Genomic DNA, 19,142 nt, shown 5'->3' on the forward strand with positions numbered 1-19,142 from the left:
ACCCGGCGAAGCCCCAGCGCAAAAATCCGCAACGGAGTTGCGGTGCTTCGCCCGGTGTGAGCGATGCGGCGAACGCCGCGGAGCGACCAAAGGGTCTATTGCGTTGCAATCCCGGCCAACCATGATTGACCGGAGCCGCGAACCCTTGTTAAAATGCGAACCCCTGATGTCATAACGCTCCCCACTTCTACGGCAGGCGCAGTTTCCATGTACTCTGGGCAAGGAATGCAAGCATAAGCAGAGCCAATGCGGCAAGCGCAAGCTGCGGAGCGTATTCACGGTACTCCATGTACCGCGGCTGCTCCACCGTCGTCTTTTCCAACTGGTTGATCTCGTCCATCACCTGCTTCATCCCGTCAGCATCGGCGGCACGGAAGTATTTGCCCGCCGTAATTTCAGCCAGAGAACGCAGAAGCTTCTCGTCAAACTGGTCTTCAACCTGAAAAATCTGCCCGCGATCAATCGCAAACGCATTGCTGCTGCCGATTCCAACAGTGTGAATGATGATGTCGAATTTTTTGGCGAGCTCCGCCGCCTGCTCCGGCGTAAGACTGTTGCGGGCCGTATTGCTGCCGTCCGTGAAAAGCACGAGCACCCGCCGCGGCGCATCAGAGTTCCTGAGCCGGGAAACTCCGGTTCCGATCGGCGACGCTATGCCGGTCATCTCACCGAGAATCCCAGGCTTCAGATTCGCAAGATGCGCCAGCAGCCAGGAGTGATCGAGCGTCGGCGGCGCAAGGTTGTAGGCGACGTCGGCAAAGCCGATCAGCCCGATCCGGTCGTTCGGACGCTCCGCGATGAACTTTGCAATCTCCTCCTTGGCGACTTCCAGACGGTTCTTGAGCTGGCCGCCCTCGATGGCGTTGACCAGATCGCGCCCCGAAGTGATGTTGCGCGGAACATCGTACGAAGCCATACTACCCGAAAGGTCGATGGCAAGCACAATGTCGATCCCCTGCGAACGGATCAGGAACTTCTCGTTACCTGCCCGGGGACGGGCGAGGGCGACAATAAGCACACAGAGCGCAAGCAGCATGCAGCTGAGCGGAAAACCGGGACGGCGCGCGGCACGAACCGTCGCAAACGGTTCGACCGTGGAAACCGTAACCGACGGCTGTTTCTGCCGGAACACGCAGTAGTAAGCGATCAGCGGCACAAGCAGCAGCAGAAGCAGCAGCCAGGGATAAGCGAAATCAATCATTTTCCGCCTCCTTTCCGCCCCTCGTCGACAGGACGGGTCGCCTCAACCAGCGCCGCCGCTTTCTCAAGCGCCGCCGACAGCAGTTCCGGGTCCGGCGCCAGCGCTGCGAACTTGACCCGGTCGGCAGCTTCCAGAAACTCCCGCAGAAACGGGCGCTCCTCTTTCGGCAACGGAGAATCCGGCCCGTTGACATCGGCCAGAAACTCCGGCGTCGTCCGGGTCGAAACCGGAATCCCGTAACGCTCCTCAAGATAGCTTCGGACAAAGTCCGTAAGCCGGATATAGCCCTGCTCCGGCCGGACATCTCCGGACGCAAGTCCGGTTTTCAGTTGCCCGATCGCTTTCTGCGTACGCTCCCAGAGCGGCGGCTCCGGAACGCGACGGTTCAGAATGAGCCGGATCACCAGCGCCAGCACGGCAAGACCGAACACGGCTCCGGCCGCGATCCAGCCCCACGGCGGCGGCTTCTCAATCGCGATGGCGTCAGCAAGCTTCAGTTCCCCGTTCGGGACGGAAGCCGCCAGCTTGGCGGAAAAGCCCGGAATTTTCCGTTCGACCGTTTCCGGCGTTTTACCAGAAAGCTCAAGCAATACGGTCCCGGGCGCGATTTCTCCGGCCCGCAGTGCGCGCAGATCGAAAACCACATTCCAGCCCTGCCGGGTGAATTTCCAGGCTCCGCGCTCGATCCTGACGGCCCCGGCGAGAACGGCTCCATCGCCCGGCCTGACCTCCGCCGCCTGAACCGAACGACTCAGCGGCAGGTCGAAACGAAGCGTACCGAGCACCGGCTCGCCGACTTCGGTTTCCGCCGTCGCCGAGAGCGCCGCCGTTTCAGGAATGAGGACGCTTTCCCCTGCCCGCAGACTCAGCAGCCAGCCGCAGAAGTAAACCGCGGCACCGATGAAAATCAACGCCCCGAAGAGAAGGAAAAACCATTTCGCTAACTGTTTCATGGCTCACCCCCGGCTTTCAAGGCGGCGGCGGCGCCTGGCGAAAAATTCGACCATCGGGCGCAGAACGTCGCGGTTGCTGCCGATTTCGACCATGTCGACCCGGGCGCGGCGGCAGATCTCCTGCCGGGCACGGCGGGCGGAAGCAAACGCTTCGTCGAGCTTTCTCAACGCCCGTTTCCCGCCGCCGAACCGGATTTGCCGGCCGGTTTCGGCATCTTCCACCACAACCGGCAGAAGCGACGGCCACCGCGTGTCGGTCGGGTCCAGCAACCCGACGGCGATAACGTCGTGCTTGCGATTCAGAATTTTCAAACTCGCTTCGTAGCTCTGACTGTCGATCAGGTCGCTCAGCAGAAATACAACGCTGCGCTTTTTGAGCAGCTGCGCGCTCTCGCGCAGCGCAAGGTCGATATTGGTTCCCTTCGAAACCGGTTCGAAAGCAAGCATTTCCCGAATCAGCCGCAGGGTGTGGCTGCGGCCCGATTTCGGCGGAACGTAGAGTTCGATCCGGTCGCTGAACATCAGCAGCCCCACCTTGTCGCCGTTGTGGGCGGCGCTGAAGGCGAGGATCGCAGCGAGCTCGGCCGCGGTGCGCCGTTTGCTGCGCTCCGAAGAACCGAACACGCCGGAGGCGGAGACGTCGACCAGCAGCAGAACCGAAAGCTCGCGCTCTTCAACGAATTTTTTGACGTAGGGCGTACCCATGCGGGCCGAGACGTTCCAGTCGATATCCCGGACATCGTCCTCGACGGTGTACTCCCGGACCTCCTCGAATTCGATACCGCGCCCCTTGAAGGCGCTGCGGTACGCGCCGCCGGTGATTTCATCGACCGTGCGGTTCGTTCGGATTTCGAGAAGCCGGATCTGTTTGGCGATTTCAGGCGGCAGCATATGGCTTCTCCTCTCCCGGACTAGGGCGTCCGAAGTTCGGCAAGGAGCCGTGTGATGACCGCATCCGCGTTGATGTTCTCGGCTTCGGCCTCGTAGGAGAGCACGATGCGGTGACGCAGCACGTCCGGCGCGATCGCCTTGACATCCTGCGGCAGCACATAGGCGCGCCCGGCCAGCAGGGCGGCCGCACGCGAGGCCAGCGCCAGCGCAATCGATGCGCGCGGCGAAGCGCCGAAACTGATCAGTCCGTCCAGCTCATCGAGCCGGGCTCCGGCCTGACGCTCCGAAAGCTCTTTCCGGCAACCCGGGCGCGTGGCGATGACGAGGTCGAGAATATATTGAATGATCTTCTCGTCGAGATAGACATGTTCGAGCATCGCCCGGGCGCGCAGAATATCTTCGAGCGCGGCGACCGGCGACGCATCAATCACCGGCGACGGGCGCGCCATCCGTTCGACCACGGCGCCCTCTTCACTGCGGCTCGGGTAGCCGACTTCGATCTTGAACATGAACCGGTCGAGCTGCGCCTCCGGCAGCGGATAGGTTCCCTCCTGCTCGATCGGATTCTGGGTGGCCATGACGAGAAACGGCTTCGGCAGCTTGTAGCATTCGCCGGCGATGGTGACCTGTTTCTCCTGCATCGCCTCCAGCAGAGCGCTCTGGACCTTGGCCGGAGCGCGGTTGATTTCGTCGGCCAGCACAATGTTCGCGAAAACCGGGCCGATGCGGGTCGAAAATTCGTGCGTTTCCGCATTGTAGATCCGCGTGCCGATCACGTCGGCGGGCAGCAAATCCGGAGTGAACTGCAGTCGGGAAAAAGTTCCCGACAACGTCTGTGCGAGTGTCTTGACGGCAAGCGTCTTGGCAAGCCCCGGCACGCCTTCGAGCAGGACGTGCCCGTCCGCGACCAGCGCCAGCAGCAGCCGGTCGATCAGCTGATCCTGGCCGGCGATGACCCGGCCCATTTCGATTTTGATCCTGCCGAGCGGTTCGGCGCACGCCTGCGCTTCGGCCTGGAATTTCTCGATATCCTTTTGCTCCATAGTAAAAGCCCCTCCTGTTGCAAGTGTTCCTCCATCGAACCCTTCATATATGGTAACATAAAAGGTTCAGGCACTTTTGTCAACCCTGAAATCATATTTTTGATCACAATTTGCAGGAACGGCCGGACAGGCCGGGCGGCGCGAGCGAATATGCGCAACACGGACCGAAAACGCCGCGGAAGCCGGAGAGGGCATTTCATCCCTCCCCGGCTCCCGCGGCGTTTTCACCTGCCGGCCGGAATCAGGCGAGCAGCCCGTTCCCTTTTTTCGTCTCGTCCGACCAGCCGAGACCGGCCGAACAACCGGCCGCGGACAGTTCGGACGCCGGACCCGGCAGAGACGGCTGTTCGTAACAGTCCAGCGCGACCGACGCACTCCGCCAGCTGTCCAGATCCGCCGAAGCCGAGGCCGACGGCGGCAGGCAGGCGAAGTCGAGCGAATAATCCGTGCCGCCGCCCTTTTTCGCGGTGGACGATTCGACGGCGGCCAGATAGCGCAGTTCCGTTCCGAGCTCCAGCGCTTCGATCGAACCGCTGCCGTTTTTCACCGAAACGGATTTGAGCTTCCGCCGTTTACCCGTTTCATCTTCGGAGAACAGCGTCAGCTTCACCGCGTCAGCCGCGCCGGAGAGCGTGAAGGTGTAGGCTCCGGCCCGGGTTACCTCCAGCTCCCGGTAATCGACCGCGTCGCCGTAGCCGACCCAGCCGTTATCGATCAGCCGGCCGCCGTTTCCGTCAAGCGCGGTCCGGAACTCCCCGGGCAGCGCACCCGGGTCGTCGTCACGGTTGTCACCCTTCGTGAAGAACGTGCTCGCGCCGTCGAGGCTCACGTCGTAGTCGGCGCTGCCGCCCTTCTTCGCGTTCGTCGACTCGACCGAAAGATAGTAAGTGCCCGCGTCCAGCAGCAGACCCGCGATTCCACCCGAAGTTCCGGCTTTGACCGACACTTTCTTCAACGCCTTGAGCCGGCCGTTCGGCCGGAGCGTCCACACCGTCAGCTTCGCAGCGTCGGTCGCATTGATGCTGAAGGTGTACTTCCCAGCGTTCCCGAACGTCACGGCGCGATAGTCGACCGCGTCGCCGTAACCGACCCATTCGCCGGAGATCAGCGAACCGGCGGTGTCGCCCACCGTGATCCGGTGCGCGTCGGTCAGCCGGCTGATTTCATCATCGCTGTTGTCGCCCTTCGTGAAGAACGTGCTCACGCCGTCGAGGCTCACGTCGTAGTCGGCGCTGCCGCCCTTCTTCGCGTTCGCCGACTCGACCGAAAGATAGTAAGTGCCCGCATCCAGCAGCAGACCCGCGATTCCACCCGAAGTTCCGGCTTTGACCGATACTTTCTTCAACGCCTTGAGCCGGCCGTTCGGCCGGAGCGTCCACACCGTCAGCTTCGCAGCGTCGGTCGCATTGATGCTGAAGGCGTACTTCCCCGCGTTCCCGAACGTCACGGCGCGATAGTCGACCGCGTCGCCGTAACCGACCCATTCGCCGGAGATCAGCGAACCGGCGGTGTCGCCCACCGTGATCCGGTGCGCGTCGGTCAGCCGGCTGATTTCATCATCGCTGTTGTCGCCCTTCGTGAAAACGGAACCGGAGAGCTCAAGCGAGAAGTCGCCGGAACTCTTCCCCTTGTCGGAGCTGTCGACCCGAATCGAACAGGCACCGTCGAGCAGCAGCGGTTTTTTGAAATTCAGCACACCGTTCTTCACGGAGGCTCTGCCGACCGTCTTGCCGCGCTCGTCCACCACGGAGATCTTCGCGTTGAGCCCGGAAAAATCCCCGGCGAGCGTGTACCATCCCGGCAGAAGCGGGAAGCTTCCGAACGAAACGGCGGGACTGGCGGCGGAGAGTTCTCCGGAGAGCTTCCGGAAATAGCGGTCCGGCGCGCCCTCCTCCAGCGTGAAGCTCCGGAGTTCGGTCGATGCGGCATTGCCCGCCGCGTCGCGGGCCGTGACCTGATAGCTGTAATCTCCGGCGGCCTGGCCGGACAGCGTGAACGAAGTCTCCAGCCCGGTTTGATAGGTGACGCCGTTGACGGTGACCTCGTATCCGGCGACGCCGACGTTGTCCTCGGCGGGTTTCCAGGAGATCGTGAAGCTTCTGCCGTAGATGGAGACGTTCGGAAGGTCCGCGAAAACCGGAGATTCGACGTCGGCGATCCGGAAACTCTGCGGCGTCGTCGGCTCGCTGAGATTGCCGCAGGCGTCGAACGCCCGGAGCGTATAGCTGTACTCTCCGGCCCCGAGCGCCACGGTGAATGACGTGCCGTTCACCGAATACTCCCGGTCGCCGATTTTCAGCAGATATCCTTCGACTCCTATGTTGTCGGTGCCGGGCATCCAGCTGATCGTGACTTCGCTGCCGTTCACCGATGACGACGGGTCGAAACTCAGCACAGGAGCTTCGGTGTCGCCGACCATGAAGACTTTCTCCTCCGACCATTTGCTCCGCCTGCCTCCGTCCCGCTCGATCGCCTGCACCGAACAGGTGTAATTGCCGTATGCCAGGGCAACCGAATAATGCTCCGAAGAGGAGAAATACGTCTTCTCATTGACCCGGATCGAATAGCCGTAAACGGAGCCTTCTCCAGTCGCCGGCTCCCAGGAGATCGTCGCCACGCCGTTCCGCACCGAGACCGAAGGCCGGCCGGACATGACCAGCCCGGAACTGCCGGGGTCGTCGGGATCCTCCGGCTCGTTCCCCTTCTCGATGCTCAGCCGGAGCCGCGTGTCATCCTGAATCAGCGTATAAACCGTATTGCCGACGGCATGGGAGGCGCCGACCGAAAGTTCGACTTTGCCGAAGCTGCCGGCAAGCGTGACCGACTCTGCGGCATAAGCCGCCGAATCGACCAGCGTGTAGGAGCCGAAATCCGCGCCGTCTGCGTCAACCGTGATGGTTCCGAGCGTTGAAGAGACCTGCCCCGCTGTGAGGAAAACATGATTGCTCTGCGTATTTCTGAGCGAAATATTCATGCTGACGCTCCGGGCGGAGACCAGATCGCCGTAAACGCTCGCATTGGCAGAGAAGTTCAGACTGCCGGAATCGATGCTGATGCCGCCGAGCACCAGTGCGGTTCCGTCAAAGGCGAGCTGTGCGTCGCCGCCGGCCGAAATCGCGTACCGGTCACGGGTTGCCGCGAGCAGTTCATTCCGGTAGGTTCTGAAATTCCGCAGCTTGGCCGGCAGTTCGTCCGGCCGGTTCCAGGCGCCTGAGAAAAGTGTGCCGGTCACAGTCGCCTGCAAGGAAGTTTCCGCACGGATCGCACAGGAGTCGTCCGAACCGTTGGCGATGACGGTTCCGCCGAAGTTTCCGATGATCTCCCTGCCGGAAACGGCATAGGCATTTCCGCCCACCTCTCCCCCTTCGGACCGGGCGATCACGTTCAGGCTGCCGGTGAACCGGTCGAGCCGCAAAGTGAACTCGGCGTCAATGCCGGAAGCGACGGCGCCGAAATTCACTCCGCTCCCGTCAGCCCGGACCTCCATCTTCGCATCCATGGCGAAAATATCGATCCACGAACCGCGCACCCCCGTGGCGGTCGCGGTTCCGCCGGAAGCGGCATTGTCGCTGCCGCCCGCCGCGCGGACGATCCAGGAGCCGCTCAAAGTGCCGGTGACTGAGACGGATTCCCGCGCGAAAATACCGGTCGCCCCCGCATCGGCGAGTATCTCCCCCGACGCCGCGGAGTTGGCCAAACTCCGGGCAGTGAGGGTGCCGCCGAACTTTCCGCCGATCTGGACGGAGCCGCCGTAAAGCACATAGCTCTGCGCCGAACGCATCGCGGAAAAGACCGTATGATCGCCGTCAACCTCGATCACACCTCCGAAATCCCCGTTGACCTTCAATATGCCGCCGTCGGCCTGAATCCCGTAGTAGGAACGGCCCGCACCCGTGCCGGCACCGACTTTGATGCTGATTCCGGCCGCGCCGGCCGCGCTCTCGGAGAAACGGACGGTCAGGCCGTAACCGGCGATTCCGGCTGCGGAGCCGACGCCGGAAGCACGGCTCGACAGGGAAACCGTTCCGCCCGTGAAAAAAACGGACCCGGAGGCCGGCACAGTCGAATTGACGAAGCTGATCGCCGCATTGCCGGAACTCCCCGTGCCGGAGAGCGAACCGCCCTCAAGCGTAACAGTCAAATTGTCGGCGAGAAGCCGGAGCGCCGCCGGGCCGTCGGCGACGATGCTTCCGGTGGCCCGGACCACCACGTCGCGCTCGCTCTCGACCATCTCGTTGTAGGCTTTGCTGATGACCAGCCTGCCGGCGGCGGAGCCGCCCGGCGTGCCGCCCTCGAGCGTGATGACGGTGATGTCGATCAGCTGCTGCATGCTGCCGCCGTAGTTGTAGATTCCATTCCACGCCATGCGCTGATTGCTGAAGTAGGTGTCGTCGAAAATGATCTCGCGCGTATCCTTGTTGTAGCCGTAGCCGACCATGGAGTGGCTGGTCGTGCCGATCAGCACCGGCCGCCCGGCATCGATCTCGCGCATGTAGTCCTCGAAGGTGAAGCTGCCGCCGCAGCCGTCCACGTAGAAGGTGCCGGTCCGGTCGCCGTCGAGCGAGTAACCGCGGGATTCGACATAGAGGTTGATGCCGTAGACGGAGGAGGTGAAGCGCAGGTCGAGCTCCCGGGTGTAGCCGTCCCCTTTGAAAGTCGCCGTCTCATACCAGGAAAGAATGTCGTTGAGCGTCACATCCAGATAGAAGGTCGAGCCGGTATTGGGATTGCCGCGCCAGTACTGGCCGGTGCCGAGGTAGTCCGCCAGGCAGTTCCAGAGCGAAATATCGACCTGGGAGACCCCGCCGTCCACGCCGCCGCCGACGAAGGTGTAAGGCAGTTCCTGCTCCGGCGTGGTTTCGCGGCCGTCGCGCTCGTAGAAGCGCTCGACATAGTCGCGCGAGGCGACCAGCCGGCCGAGCACAGAATCGAATTCATTCATATTGTAGATATTGCCGTCGCTGCCGCGCGAATGGACGTCGACGTCGCCTTCGACGATGTTCGAATAGTCGGCGTCATCGTATCCGTACAGGTCGTAATAGCCGAGCAGCATGGCCAGCGCGGTCGGAGAACAGCCGTACATGTACTCGACCTCCGGCATGAGGCCGGGCAGCAGCACGTCGCCGGCCGCGGAGCGGGAGACGGAGTCGGCCGCAACGGTGAAAGACGCCTCCGCCCCGGCCGGCGTCAGAACGTCGTAACCGGGCGCGGCCGCAGCGGAAGAAACCACCGGCTCGCCGACCGGAATCAGGTCCGCGCATTTCGCCGAATCGAAGTATTCCATTCGAACCGGCAGCCCCGCCGGCCGTACGCTGGAACGCCGGACATTCCCGTCTCCGGCGGAACCGGGAAAGAAGCCGTCTGCGGCGGAGACATCCGCAGCTAACCGCGCTGAACATGCGGGCGCATCGGGCAGGGAACCGGCCGGCAGTTGCGCCGGACCGGAAGCGGCGGAGCGCGTCGTGAAATTCCGAGAAGCGTTTTCATAACGGGTGACCGAAACGTCACCGGAAAGAAGATCGTCACTCACTGCGAAAGAAAGCCCCTGTCTCTGCATGCCCACACCCCCTGTCCATCCGGCGCAGCCGGATCTTGATTACCGATGCATCCCGCAAACACGTATGGAAGCTTCCGAAAAAGGGCGTTCCTCCGGGAACAGTCCGCACCGTCTGCAATGGGGAACCGCCGGCCCGGCGCATCCCGTCGCATGACTGTCCGAATCGATTCCCATCTCAAAACGGCCTTTTTCCGAAGACACCACTCCCTTGCTATATATTATACGCAAGAAAGCGGAATTTCTTAGCCGAATTGAACTTTTTTCCGCTTTTTTTCGTGTGAATCGTGAAAAAACAGCCCGCTCAGACTGTTTTCACTCCTGCTTCAGCAGTTCGGAAGCGATTCGGAAGATGGTCTCCGGAGCCGCCATCCGGCCGGTGCCGGCCTCGCCGCAGGCCACCCGGCCGTTCTCCGGTCCGGCGAAGTGCACTCCGCGCCCGGCGAGGATTTCGACGTTGCTCCGGCAGGCGGGGTGCGCCCACATCTTCGGATTCATGGCCGGAGCGAGCAGCACCGGCCCGTCGAAGGTGGCGGCAAAGGTGGTCAGCGCATCGTCCGCGATGCCTCCCGCGAATTTCGCCAGGAAGTTCGCCGTGGCGGGAGCCACCGCCAGCAGCGCGGCCTCGTCGGCCAGCGCCACATGTTCGGGGCGCCAGTCGGCCACATCCCAGAGCGAAGTCACCACCGGACGCCGCGAAAGAGTGCGAAAGGTCAGCGGCGTCACGAAGCGCGCCGCATTTTCGGTCATCAGCACCTGAACCTCAAACCCGCTGCGGAAAAACAGGCTGCAGAGCTCCGCCGCCTTGTAGGCGGCGATTCCTCCCGTCACCCCGAGCGCGATCAGTTTCGGATTCATCGGAACAGATCCTCCGGCATTCCGGCCGTGCGCAGCGCAAAGCTCCGGAACAGCCCGGTCATATCGGCAGCCGCCGCATCAAGATCGCCGTTGACGACCAGATAATCGTATTCCTTCCAGAACGAAAGTTCGCGGCGCGCGGTCTCCAGCCGCAGCCTGATCTGCTCCTCGGAGTCGGTCGCCCGGCCGCGCAACCGCTTTTCGAGCGTTTCGACCGAAGGCGGCCCGATAAAGACGAAAACCGTACTCCGTTTCAGCTCCGGGTCGGACTCGGCCGCTTTGCGGATCTGGAGCGCTCCCTGCACGTCGATATCAAGAATCACGGAGCTTCCGCTCCGGACCCGGTCGAGCACCTCCTTCTTCAACGTGCCGTAGCGGTGGGCGAACACATCCGCATATTCGACGAATTCGCCGCGCTCGACCCGTTCGGCGAACTCCTCGGGGCTCAGGAAGTAGTAGTGGACGCCATGCTCCTCTCCGGTCCGGGGGGAACGCGTCGTGCAGGAGATCGAGAACTGCAGCTCCGGCATCTGTTCGCGGACCCGGCCGACCAGCGTGGACTTGCCGACCCCGGAAGGACCGGACAATACAATAATCGTTCCCAGTTTATTCATCTGCATCAACTCCCTCTTTACTTTCCCGCGCGCTTGTCCGCATCGCCTGCCCGGCGCCGCACTCCGCCTCCCATCCCGGGAAGCTCCAGCGCGACGGAAAACCGTCGCACTGCTTCGGCTTGACCGGGTTGATCCGGCAGCCGCACGGCTCGCCGTCCTCCAGGAAGATACAGCTGCCGTCCGGCTTCTCGATCAGGGTCAGCCCCCGCCGATCCGGCATCAGCGTCGTGTACTCTTCGATGAACCTGCCGGACGGCATTTCGAGCCAGGCCGCAATCGCGTCGATCTCGGAATCCGAAACCTTCACGCAACCGGTCCAGCGGCAGCAGTTTCCGCAGCGGATGCACTTGAACTCTTTCATCGATAAAAAAGCGGGACGAAACTTTTCCCGCGTCCCGCCCCGCTCCTTCCAGCTCCCGGCAGCCGGGTCACCACCTGAAATCGTCGAAAATCAGGTCGTCTCCCTTCAGGTCATAGAAGAAGATCCCGGTCACGAAATCCGCAATGTCGATCGGGTGGATGTAGAGATCGCCGATGACGAGACCGCCGAGAGAGCCGCCGATCGCCCAGTAGTCGCGGTTGCCGTTGCGGTAAACCGGGTTGAACGGCTCCGGAAACCCGGTGCGGATTTCGGTGTATTTGTTGACCAGCGACGTGCTCTCGAGCACGCCGAGGTTCTCTTCCCCGACCGACACGAACTCCCAGTACCAGCCGTCTTCGGTACCGAAACCGTACTGGCGGTTGTACGCCTTGTACATCTTCCAGGACATGCCGACGCGGCCGCCCCCCCAGATCGCCGCCGTGGCCTGCAGCCGCGCTTCGAGCACCGGCCCGAAACCGATATTCAGCGTGAAGGTGTCCAGCGCGTCGAGCACGAGGTTGGCCGGGTAAAGCACGATTTTCTCAAGAACCCGGTTCGTATCCGCCTTGGCGCTGCCGCCGGCGAACAGAACGCCGGCAATGCCGAGAATCAACAAGAACTTTTTCATAATCAGATCCACTCCTGAACTGTTAATGCGGCGCCGGAGCGGCCCGCTATTTCATCAACTCCGGAAACTTCGGTCCGCCCTGCTTCCTGGGAACCGAGATCGGCGGCGGTTCCGGCGTCGGAGCCGGTCCGACCGCGGCGCCCGGCGTCCCCGGCAGCGGCTCCTCGATGATTTCGAAATCGCCGGTCATCTCCGCCTTCTTCAGGTCGAGCCCCTCCACCGTAAGACGGGTCACCCGTTTCTGCTCGATCAGGATTTCCGCGATCGTCGTCTGCATTTTCTTCAGCTGGCCGGCCATTCCGATGATGTTCGCATCGAGCTCCTGCCGCCCCTGCTCGAACTTCGCAAGAAACCGTGAGAGCTGCACGAGAACGAGAATCACAATCAGCCAGGTAAGGCCGGCGACGACCCCCAGAACCAACGTCCCAATATCCATAAAAAACCGGTCCTCCGCTAACTAAAATCCAATTTTACCTGTATAACGTAATATATTGCAAAACTCTTCCGTGTCAAACCTCCGGCGGCAAAATTCCCAAACATTCCTCGATTTTTCGGCCGGAATCCGGAAAGCGGGCGGCCGGGAGCAGTTCCGACAGCGGTTCGAGCACAAAACGCCGAATCTGCGCCCTCGGATGCGGCACCTTCAGCTCCGGCGTGTCGATGACCGCGTCGCCGAACAGAATGATATCCAGATCGAGCGTGCGCGATTCGCGGCTCGAATGATCCGCCGGACGCCCCGCCTCCCGCTCGATCTCCTGGCAGAGCCGCAAAAGCGCAAACGGGGAGCCGTCCCACTCTCCGGTCGCGGCCGCATCGGAAAAATCCGGCGTCCCGGGAACGCAATCGACAGCGGCGCTGCGGTGAATCCGGCTCATTTTCAGCTCCCGGCAGCCGCCGGAGGCGAGTTTTTCCAAAGCCCGGACAAATATTTTTTCCGAATCTCCGAGGTTGCCGCCGAGCATAATCGCAAATTTTGTGGATTTTACCATTTCGGGAGTAGCCTTTTCTCAATATCGCATTTATATTTATTATCGCATCGAAACAGGTTTTTTCAAAGAGATTTTATGACAAACAGACCGAAAATATACTTTCTCGGCTCGGGAATGATCGCCGTGCCGGTCCTGAAGGCGCTGGCGACGGCGGGGGGGCTGGAGCTGATCGGCGTGGGGACGCAGCTCGACCGTCCGGCCGGACGCAACCGCCGGCCGACTCCGACACCGGTCGGCGCGGCGGCGCTCGAGCTCGGCCTGGAGCCGGAACGGATCGCTTCGGTCAACGACCCGGCTTATCAGGAAAGCCTGAAGCTTCGCCGGCCCGACCTGATTCTGGTGGTCTCATTCGGTCAGATCCTGCGCGCACCTCTTCTCGCGCTGCCGCCGAAGGGGTGCGTCAACATCCACGCCTCGCTGCTGCCGCGCTATCGGGGCGCCTCGCCGATCACCCAGTGCATCCTGAACCGCGACGCCGAAACCGGCGTCTGTTTCATGGCCATGGAGCGCGGGCTCGATACCGGCGCGGTTTACGAGACGATCACCGTTCCGCTCGACCACAGCGAGTATGCGAGCGAACTCGAATTCAAGCTCGGCAGCATCGCGGCGGAGGCGGCGCCGGGCATCCTCGGCAGCATCTGCAGCGGGGAGCTCGTCCCGGTTCCGCAGGACTCCGTCGAAGCGACGGTCTGCACGAAAATCCGAAAAGCGGACGGGCTCATCCGCTGGACCGGCTCCGCGCATGAGATTGAAGCGATGGTGCGCGCCTACTGTCCGTGGCCGGGCGCTTTCGCGTCGGTCCGGACCCCGAAAGGGGTCGAAAGCGTCACCCTGATCCGTGTCAACTGCCGCCGCGAACTCTCCGGACGGCCGGGCCAGGTTCTGCGGGCCGACAAGTACGGCCTCGTGGTCGCGTGCGGAAAAGGCGCGATCGAAATCCTTGAGCTGGCCCCTCCGGGCCGGCGCAGCATGTCCGCCGTAGCCTACCTCAACGGGCTGCGCGGCGAAATACCGGAATTCCTGCCGCAGTAGGACACCGCGGCAAGCAACCTATTTTACAGTGATGGAAGAAAACAATGGAAAAAACATGCAAGCAGATGATTCTGAACTGCGAAAAGCTCGAACGCCGTTTTGCGATGCTGAACGGCGGCAGGCTGGAAGAGTATCAGATCGAACGTGACGACTCCGGCCCCAAGGTCGGGAACATCTATCTCGGCAGAATCATCAACCTCGAACCCTCGCTCCAGGCCGCCTTCATCGATATCGGCGCGGAAAAGAACGCATTCCTCCACTACCACGAAATGCTCCCCGGCGGAGACGAGCTGCTCGAGAAGCAGATCAACGAGGAGGATGCCGCGGAAGAGGCCGCCAGAAACGGCTCCGGCGACGCCCCCATCGCCGCCAGGCGCAAGAAACGGCAGGAGGGCAAGCCCGGCAGCAAGGCGATCTCCGAAGCGCTGCGCCGCAAAAAAAAGCTGACCGTGGCCGACATCCCGGAATTTTTCAAGCCCGGCATGGAGCTGCTCGTGCAGGTCGTCAAATCCCCCATCGGCACCAAAGGGGCGCGGGTCACGACGAACATGTCGATCCCGGGCCGCTACCTCGTGCTCATGCCATACAGCGAGCACATCGGGCTCTCGACCCGCATCGAAGGCGGGCAGGAACGCGACCGGCTCCGCAAAATCCTCGCTTCGCTTGAGCTGCCGGAAGGCATGGGGCTCATCTGCCGCACCGTCGGCGAAGGGCGCAAGGCGACCTTCTTCAAGCGCGATCTGGAACTCCTGCTCGACTACTGGCGCAAGATCGAAACGGCCATGGAGACGAAAAAAGCGCCGTTCGAAGTGTTCGCCGAACCGAACCTGGTCGAGCGCACGATCCGCGACTTCATGACCGAGGAGATCGGCGGCATCGTCGTCGACGACAAGGCCGCCTGCAAGCAGATCACCGACACGCTCAAGCGCATCGGCGGAGCGAAGATGGCCGAGAAGGTCACCTTCTACAACTCCCCGAAGCCGATCTTCGACCATTACCGGATCAACGACCAGCTGCGCGAGGTCTATCAGCGCGAGGTGCGGCTGCCGGGCGGCGGCTGCATCTGCATCGACGAAACCGAAGCGCTGATCGCGATCGACGTGAACTCCGGCCGCGGCCGGAAGGGAACCGACCAGCCTGAGTTCATTCTCAAGACGAACCTCGAAGCGGCGGCCGAGATCGCCCGGCAGCTCCGGCTGCGCAACATCGGCGGGCTCGTGGTGCTCGACTTCATCGACATGAAGGCCGCCAAGGACCGCGACGAGGTCCTGCGAACCATGAAGAAACTCGTGAAGGACGACCGGGCCAAAACCAAGGTGCTGCCGATCTCGAAGCTCGGACTCATGGAGATGACCCGGCAGCGCGAACACGAGAGCATCCTCGATCAGGTCTACAATCCGTGTCCGTACTGCTCCGGAACCGGTCTGGTCAAGTCCCCGGTCACGATGAGCGTCGAGATCCAGCGGAGGCTGAATTCGGTCCTGCGCGACAGGCGGTACAAGGATGTCCCGGTGCGGGTCATCATGCATCCGGACGTGCTGGCCCGGCTGCGCAATGAAGACGCCAAACTGCTGACCGACATCGAACAGAAATACAACCATACCTTGAGCTTCCGCGCCGATCCGCTGCTCCATTACGAGGAGTTCCGGCTGGTCGACCCCGACACCGGGGCGGAACTGCGCTGACGGATGGCGGAGGAGGTGCGCATGGGAGGAGACACGCCGAAACTCCTGATCGTCGACGACGAACACAACACACGCGAGGCGATGGCGCGTTATCTCGGCAGACGGTTCCGGGTAACGACGGCCGCCGACGGCGGAGCCGCGCTCGAAGAGCTCGCAAAGGAGAAATTCGACCTGGTTCTGACCGACCTCCGGATGCCGCACTGCAGCGGCATGGACGTGCTTGAGGCCGTGCGGAAGCAGCAGAATCCTCCTTCCTGCATCCTGCTGACCGCCTACGGCTCGATTGAAGATGCGGTAACGGCGGTCAAGCAGGGGGCTTTCGACTTCGTGACCAAACCGGTCAAACTCGATAAACTGGAGGAGGTCATCAATGCCGCGCTCGAGGAGCGGAAAAAAAACACAGCTCCGGCCGATCCGGTTCCGGCAACCACGGCGCTGGCGCTGGCGAACCTCCGCCGGCCGACCGAACTGACCCGCGATCTCGTCCTTCCGAATCCCGCCGACGGCAGCGGACCGATGGCGAACGTCATGCATCTGGTGAACACGGTGGCGCCGACCCGTTCGACCGTCCTGCTCTCGGGCGAAAGCGGCACCGGCAAAGAGGTGATTGCGCGGCTCCTGCACGAAGAGAGCGGGCGGCGCGGCCATTTTGTCGCGGTCCACTGTGCGGCTCTGACTTCGACCTTGCTCGAGAGTGAGCTTTTCGGTTATGAGAAAGGGGCGTTCACCGGCGCCCTTGAACGTCATATCGGCCGTTTCGAGGCGGCCGACGGCGGCACCGTATTCCTCGACGAGATCGGCGAAATCGACGCGGCGACTCAGGTGAAGCTTCTGCGCGTGCTCGAAACACGTTCCTTCGAACGGGTCGGCGGGACCGAAACAATCAAGGTCGACGTGCGGATCATCTCGGCGACGAACCGGAACCTGCGGCAACTGGTTGCCGAGAACAAATTCCGCGAGGATCTGTTCTACCGGCTCAGCGTGGTCAATATCGTACTGCCGCCGCTACGGGAGCGGCGGGCCGAAATTCCGCAGCTGGTCGCCCGGTTCGCAGCGGAATTCGCGCGCGAAAACAACCGCCCGGTGACCGGGATTTCGCCGGATGCGCTGCGGGCGCTGCTCGATTATCCGTGGCCCGGGAACATCCGCGAGCTGCGCAACTGCATCGAATATATGGTTGTGATGTCACAAGGGCCGTTGCTGGAGGTCCGGGACCTGCCGGAAAGCGTCCGCCATCCGCAGCCGATGGAGGCGGAACCCGAAACATCCACGCCCGAAATGCCGCTGAAGCTCGACGAAAATGAACGGATTCTGATCGACGAAGCGCTGCGGAAATGCAACGGGAACCGGACTGCCGCCGCGAAGCTGCTCGGCATCAGCCGCCGCACCCTCCACCGCAAGCTGGCCCGCTGACTCCCGCAACGCACCGCGGAAATTCAGAGGGCGCGGTCCCAGTATTTGCGGACCACCTCCTGGCCGTTGCGGCGAATCGCGCTTTCAACCTCCGCGACGCTGCGCGAATCGTTCAGCGTGAACTGGCCGACATCTTCGTCGGCGAGAAGCGCATAGCCGCCCGGCGTAACCCGCGAAGCGGCGCTCATGTTGTCGGCGCAGAGCTGTACCATGCGGTCGCGGAAATCGGGACATTCGCGCGTGGAAATGGTCATGCCGCACTCGGGAAACACGATCCGGAACGCAAGCATCATGAGCTCGAGGTCCTCGTCGCTCACCGGGTGCGCCGGCTGGAATCCGCCTTCCGTCGCGGTGATGCGCGGAAATGCGAACTGCACTTTGCTCTCGAAGCAGTGTTTCTGCAGGTAAATCGCATGGGCGCCCAGACTGGCCGCCTCCAGGCGCCACTCGTCAAGCCCGAGCAGGAAGGCCATGCCGAGGTTGCGCATCCCGGCACGCCCGGCGCGGAGCTGACTCCAGACCCGGAAGTCGTAGACCCGTTTCGGGCCGACCGGGTGCAGTTCCCTGTAGAGCTCCTGATTGTAGGTCTCCTGAAACAGCGTCAGCCCTTCGTAGCCGGCTTCAAAGAGGCGGCGATAGCCCTCCTCCTCCTGCGGCGCGATTTCGAGGCTCAGATATGAGAACTTCTCCTTCAGCATCCGGCCGACTTCGCAGAGAAAATCGACGCTCATGCGGACCGGATCTTCACCGGCAACGATCAGCAGAGAATCGATGCCCATGGCGAGAATCGCGTCGGCCTCCTGCCGGATTTCGTCGAGTGTCAGGCTTTTGCGCTCATATTTATGGCGGATGTTGAAGTCACAGTACTTGCAGCCGTTCACGCAGCTGTTCGAAATGTACAGCGGCGCGTAGATCGTGACCGTCTTTCCGTAGTAGCGGCGGCGGCACTTCTGCGACGCCTCGCGCATCTGCGGCAGGAACCGCATCGCCGCGGGGGAGATCAGATTCAGCAGGTCGAAGTAATTGCGCTTCTCTTTCGCGAGCGAATTCACGACCGCCTCCGGCGTGGCGGAATCGATCATCTTCCGGATTTCAGCTTCAGTGAATCTCAGTTCGGGAAACATGGCCAGCCCCCTCCTTTACCGGAAAATATCGAATGTGTTCTGCGGACTCGTGGCCGACGCGCCGGAGATCGCCGCCGGCGGACCGGCCTTGACCCCGAGCTCGGCGGAACGGATCGCCAGACGGAACGCCTCGGCCATCAGCGCGGGATCGTCCGCGGCGGCGACCGCCGTGTTGATGAGCACAGCATCCGCACCGAGCTCGATCGCCGCCGCCGCGTGGGACGGCAGCCCGATTCCGGCATCCACCACCACCGGGATGTTCGACTGCTCGATGATGATTTCGAGCATGGCCTGCGTGCGGAGTCCCTGATTCGAGCCGATCGGCGCGCCGAGCGGCATAACCGCCGCCGTGCCGCAATCCTCCAGACGGCGGGCGATGACCGGATCCGCATTGATATACGGCAGAACGACGAGGCCCATCTTCACCATCTCCTCGGCCGCCTTCAGCGTCTCGACCGGGTCCGGCAGCAGATAATGGGCATCGGGATGGATTTCGAGCTTGATCCACTGATACCCGGCCGCCTTGCCGAGCTTCGCGATACGGACCGCCTCCTCCGCATTGCGCGCGCCGGAGGTGTTCAGCATGATTTCGATCTTCGACCGGTCGATCGCGCCGAGGATGTCGTCCTGTTCGGGAACGGCGAGGTCGACGCGGGTCAGCGCGGTCGTGACCAGTTCGGTGCCGGAGGCCGCGAGCGCGGCGGCAAGCTGCTGCTTCGAAGCGAATTTGCCGGTTCCGAGAAAGAAACGGCTGTTGAATTTCTTTCCGGCGATGACGAGATCTTTCATGATTACG

The 19,142-nt window shown here is 62.4% G+C and carries 16 protein-coding genes; 3 read left to right on the top strand and 13 right to left on the bottom strand.

What is annotated here, in order from left to right:
- Positions 1-187: 187 nt before the first annotated feature.
- The 11 genes from FYJ85_RS04070 to folK form a co-directional block, all read right to left on the bottom strand.
- Positions 188-1,201, bottom strand: coding sequence for a vWA domain-containing protein (locus FYJ85_RS04070; protein WP_106053978.1), 1,014 nt, complete (start codon positions 1,199-1,201; stop codon positions 188-190).
- Positions 1,198-2,154, bottom strand: coding sequence for a hypothetical protein (locus tag FYJ85_RS04075; RefSeq protein WP_154417071.1), 957 nt, complete (start codon positions 2,152-2,154; stop codon positions 1,198-1,200). Before FYJ85_RS04075 ends, FYJ85_RS04070 begins: the two co-directional genes overlap by 4 nt.
- A gap of 3 nt (positions 2,155-2,157) precedes the next feature.
- Positions 2,158-3,045 carry a DUF58 domain-containing protein gene (locus FYJ85_RS04080; protein WP_106053976.1) on the bottom strand — a complete coding sequence of 296 codons (888 nt, stop codon included), beginning with the start codon at positions 3,043-3,045 and terminating at the stop codon, positions 2,158-2,160.
- 20 nt (positions 3,046-3,065) lie between these two features.
- The gene (locus tag FYJ85_RS04085; protein WP_106053975.1) at positions 3,066-4,088 is read right to left on the bottom strand and encodes an AAA family ATPase; all 1,023 of its coding nucleotides are present in this window, start codon (positions 4,086-4,088) and stop codon (positions 3,066-3,068) included.
- A 241-nt stretch (positions 4,089-4,329) separates the two neighbouring features.
- Positions 4,330-9,618 carry a fibronectin type III domain-containing protein gene (locus FYJ85_RS04090; protein ID WP_154417072.1) on the bottom strand — a complete coding sequence of 1,763 codons (5,289 nt, stop codon included), beginning with the start codon at positions 9,616-9,618 and terminating at the stop codon, positions 4,330-4,332.
- Between the two features lie 339 nt (positions 9,619-9,957).
- A complete protein-coding gene (locus FYJ85_RS04095) occupies positions 9,958-10,500 on the bottom strand; it encodes a flavoprotein (protein WP_106053973.1) in 543 nt (180 codons plus the stop codon).
- On the bottom strand, positions 10,497-11,114 hold the full coding sequence (gene gmk / locus FYJ85_RS04100; RefSeq protein WP_106053972.1) for a guanylate kinase: 618 nt from the start codon (positions 11,112-11,114) through the stop codon (positions 10,497-10,499). Before gmk ends, FYJ85_RS04095 begins: the two co-directional genes overlap by 4 nt.
- Complete coding sequence (locus tag FYJ85_RS04105) at positions 11,107-11,475, bottom strand: YkgJ family cysteine cluster protein (protein WP_106053971.1); 369 nt, start codon at positions 11,473-11,475, stop codon at positions 11,107-11,109. Before FYJ85_RS04105 ends, gmk begins: the two co-directional genes overlap by 8 nt.
- Positions 11,476-11,542: 67 nt before the next feature.
- Complete coding sequence (locus tag FYJ85_RS04110; RefSeq protein WP_106053970.1) at positions 11,543-12,103, bottom strand: hypothetical protein; 561 nt, start codon at positions 12,101-12,103, stop codon at positions 11,543-11,545.
- A gap of 46 nt (positions 12,104-12,149) precedes the next feature.
- Positions 12,150-12,539, bottom strand: coding sequence for a hypothetical protein (locus FYJ85_RS04115; protein ID WP_106053969.1), 390 nt, complete (start codon positions 12,537-12,539; stop codon positions 12,150-12,152).
- 73 nt (positions 12,540-12,612) lie between these two features.
- Positions 12,613-13,092, bottom strand: a complete 480-nt coding sequence (gene folK / locus FYJ85_RS04120; RefSeq protein ID WP_154417073.1) for a 2-amino-4-hydroxy-6-hydroxymethyldihydropteridine diphosphokinase — start codon at positions 13,090-13,092, stop codon at positions 12,613-12,615.
- A 75-nt stretch (positions 13,093-13,167) separates the two neighbouring features.
- Here folK and fmt point away from each other — a divergent pair, with 75 nt between their 5' ends.
- From fmt to FYJ85_RS04135, 3 genes are read left to right on the top strand one after another with little or no spacing between them, the layout of a single operon-like run.
- On the top strand, positions 13,168-14,124 hold the full coding sequence (fmt, locus tag FYJ85_RS04125) for a methionyl-tRNA formyltransferase (protein ID WP_106053967.1): 957 nt from the start codon (positions 13,168-13,170) through the stop codon (positions 14,122-14,124).
- A 44-nt stretch (positions 14,125-14,168) separates the two neighbouring features.
- Positions 14,169-15,809, top strand: a complete 1,641-nt coding sequence (locus FYJ85_RS04130) for an Rne/Rng family ribonuclease (RefSeq protein ID WP_154417074.1) — start codon at positions 14,169-14,171, stop codon at positions 15,807-15,809.
- Between the two features lie 21 nt (positions 15,810-15,830).
- Positions 15,831-17,222: a sigma-54-dependent transcriptional regulator gene (locus tag FYJ85_RS04135; RefSeq protein ID WP_154417075.1), complete on the top strand. Its 1,392-nt coding sequence runs from the start codon at positions 15,831-15,833 to the stop codon at positions 17,220-17,222.
- 23 nt (positions 17,223-17,245) lie between these two features.
- Here FYJ85_RS04135 and thiH read toward each other — a convergent pair whose 3' ends face one another.
- Together thiH and FYJ85_RS04145 are read right to left on the bottom strand one after the other, a co-directional pair.
- Positions 17,246-18,346: a 2-iminoacetate synthase ThiH gene (thiH, locus tag FYJ85_RS04140; protein WP_106053965.1), complete on the bottom strand. Its 1,101-nt coding sequence runs from the start codon at positions 18,344-18,346 to the stop codon at positions 17,246-17,248.
- A 15-nt stretch (positions 18,347-18,361) separates the two neighbouring features.
- Positions 18,362-19,135, bottom strand: coding sequence for a thiazole synthase (locus FYJ85_RS04145; protein ID WP_106053964.1), 774 nt, complete (start codon positions 19,133-19,135; stop codon positions 18,362-18,364).
- Positions 19,136-19,142 lie beyond the last annotated feature (7 nt).

This window comes from Victivallis lenta (assembly GCF_009695545.1).
Classification (GTDB): Bacteria; Verrucomicrobiota; Lentisphaeria; order Victivallales; family Victivallaceae; genus Victivallis; species Victivallis lenta.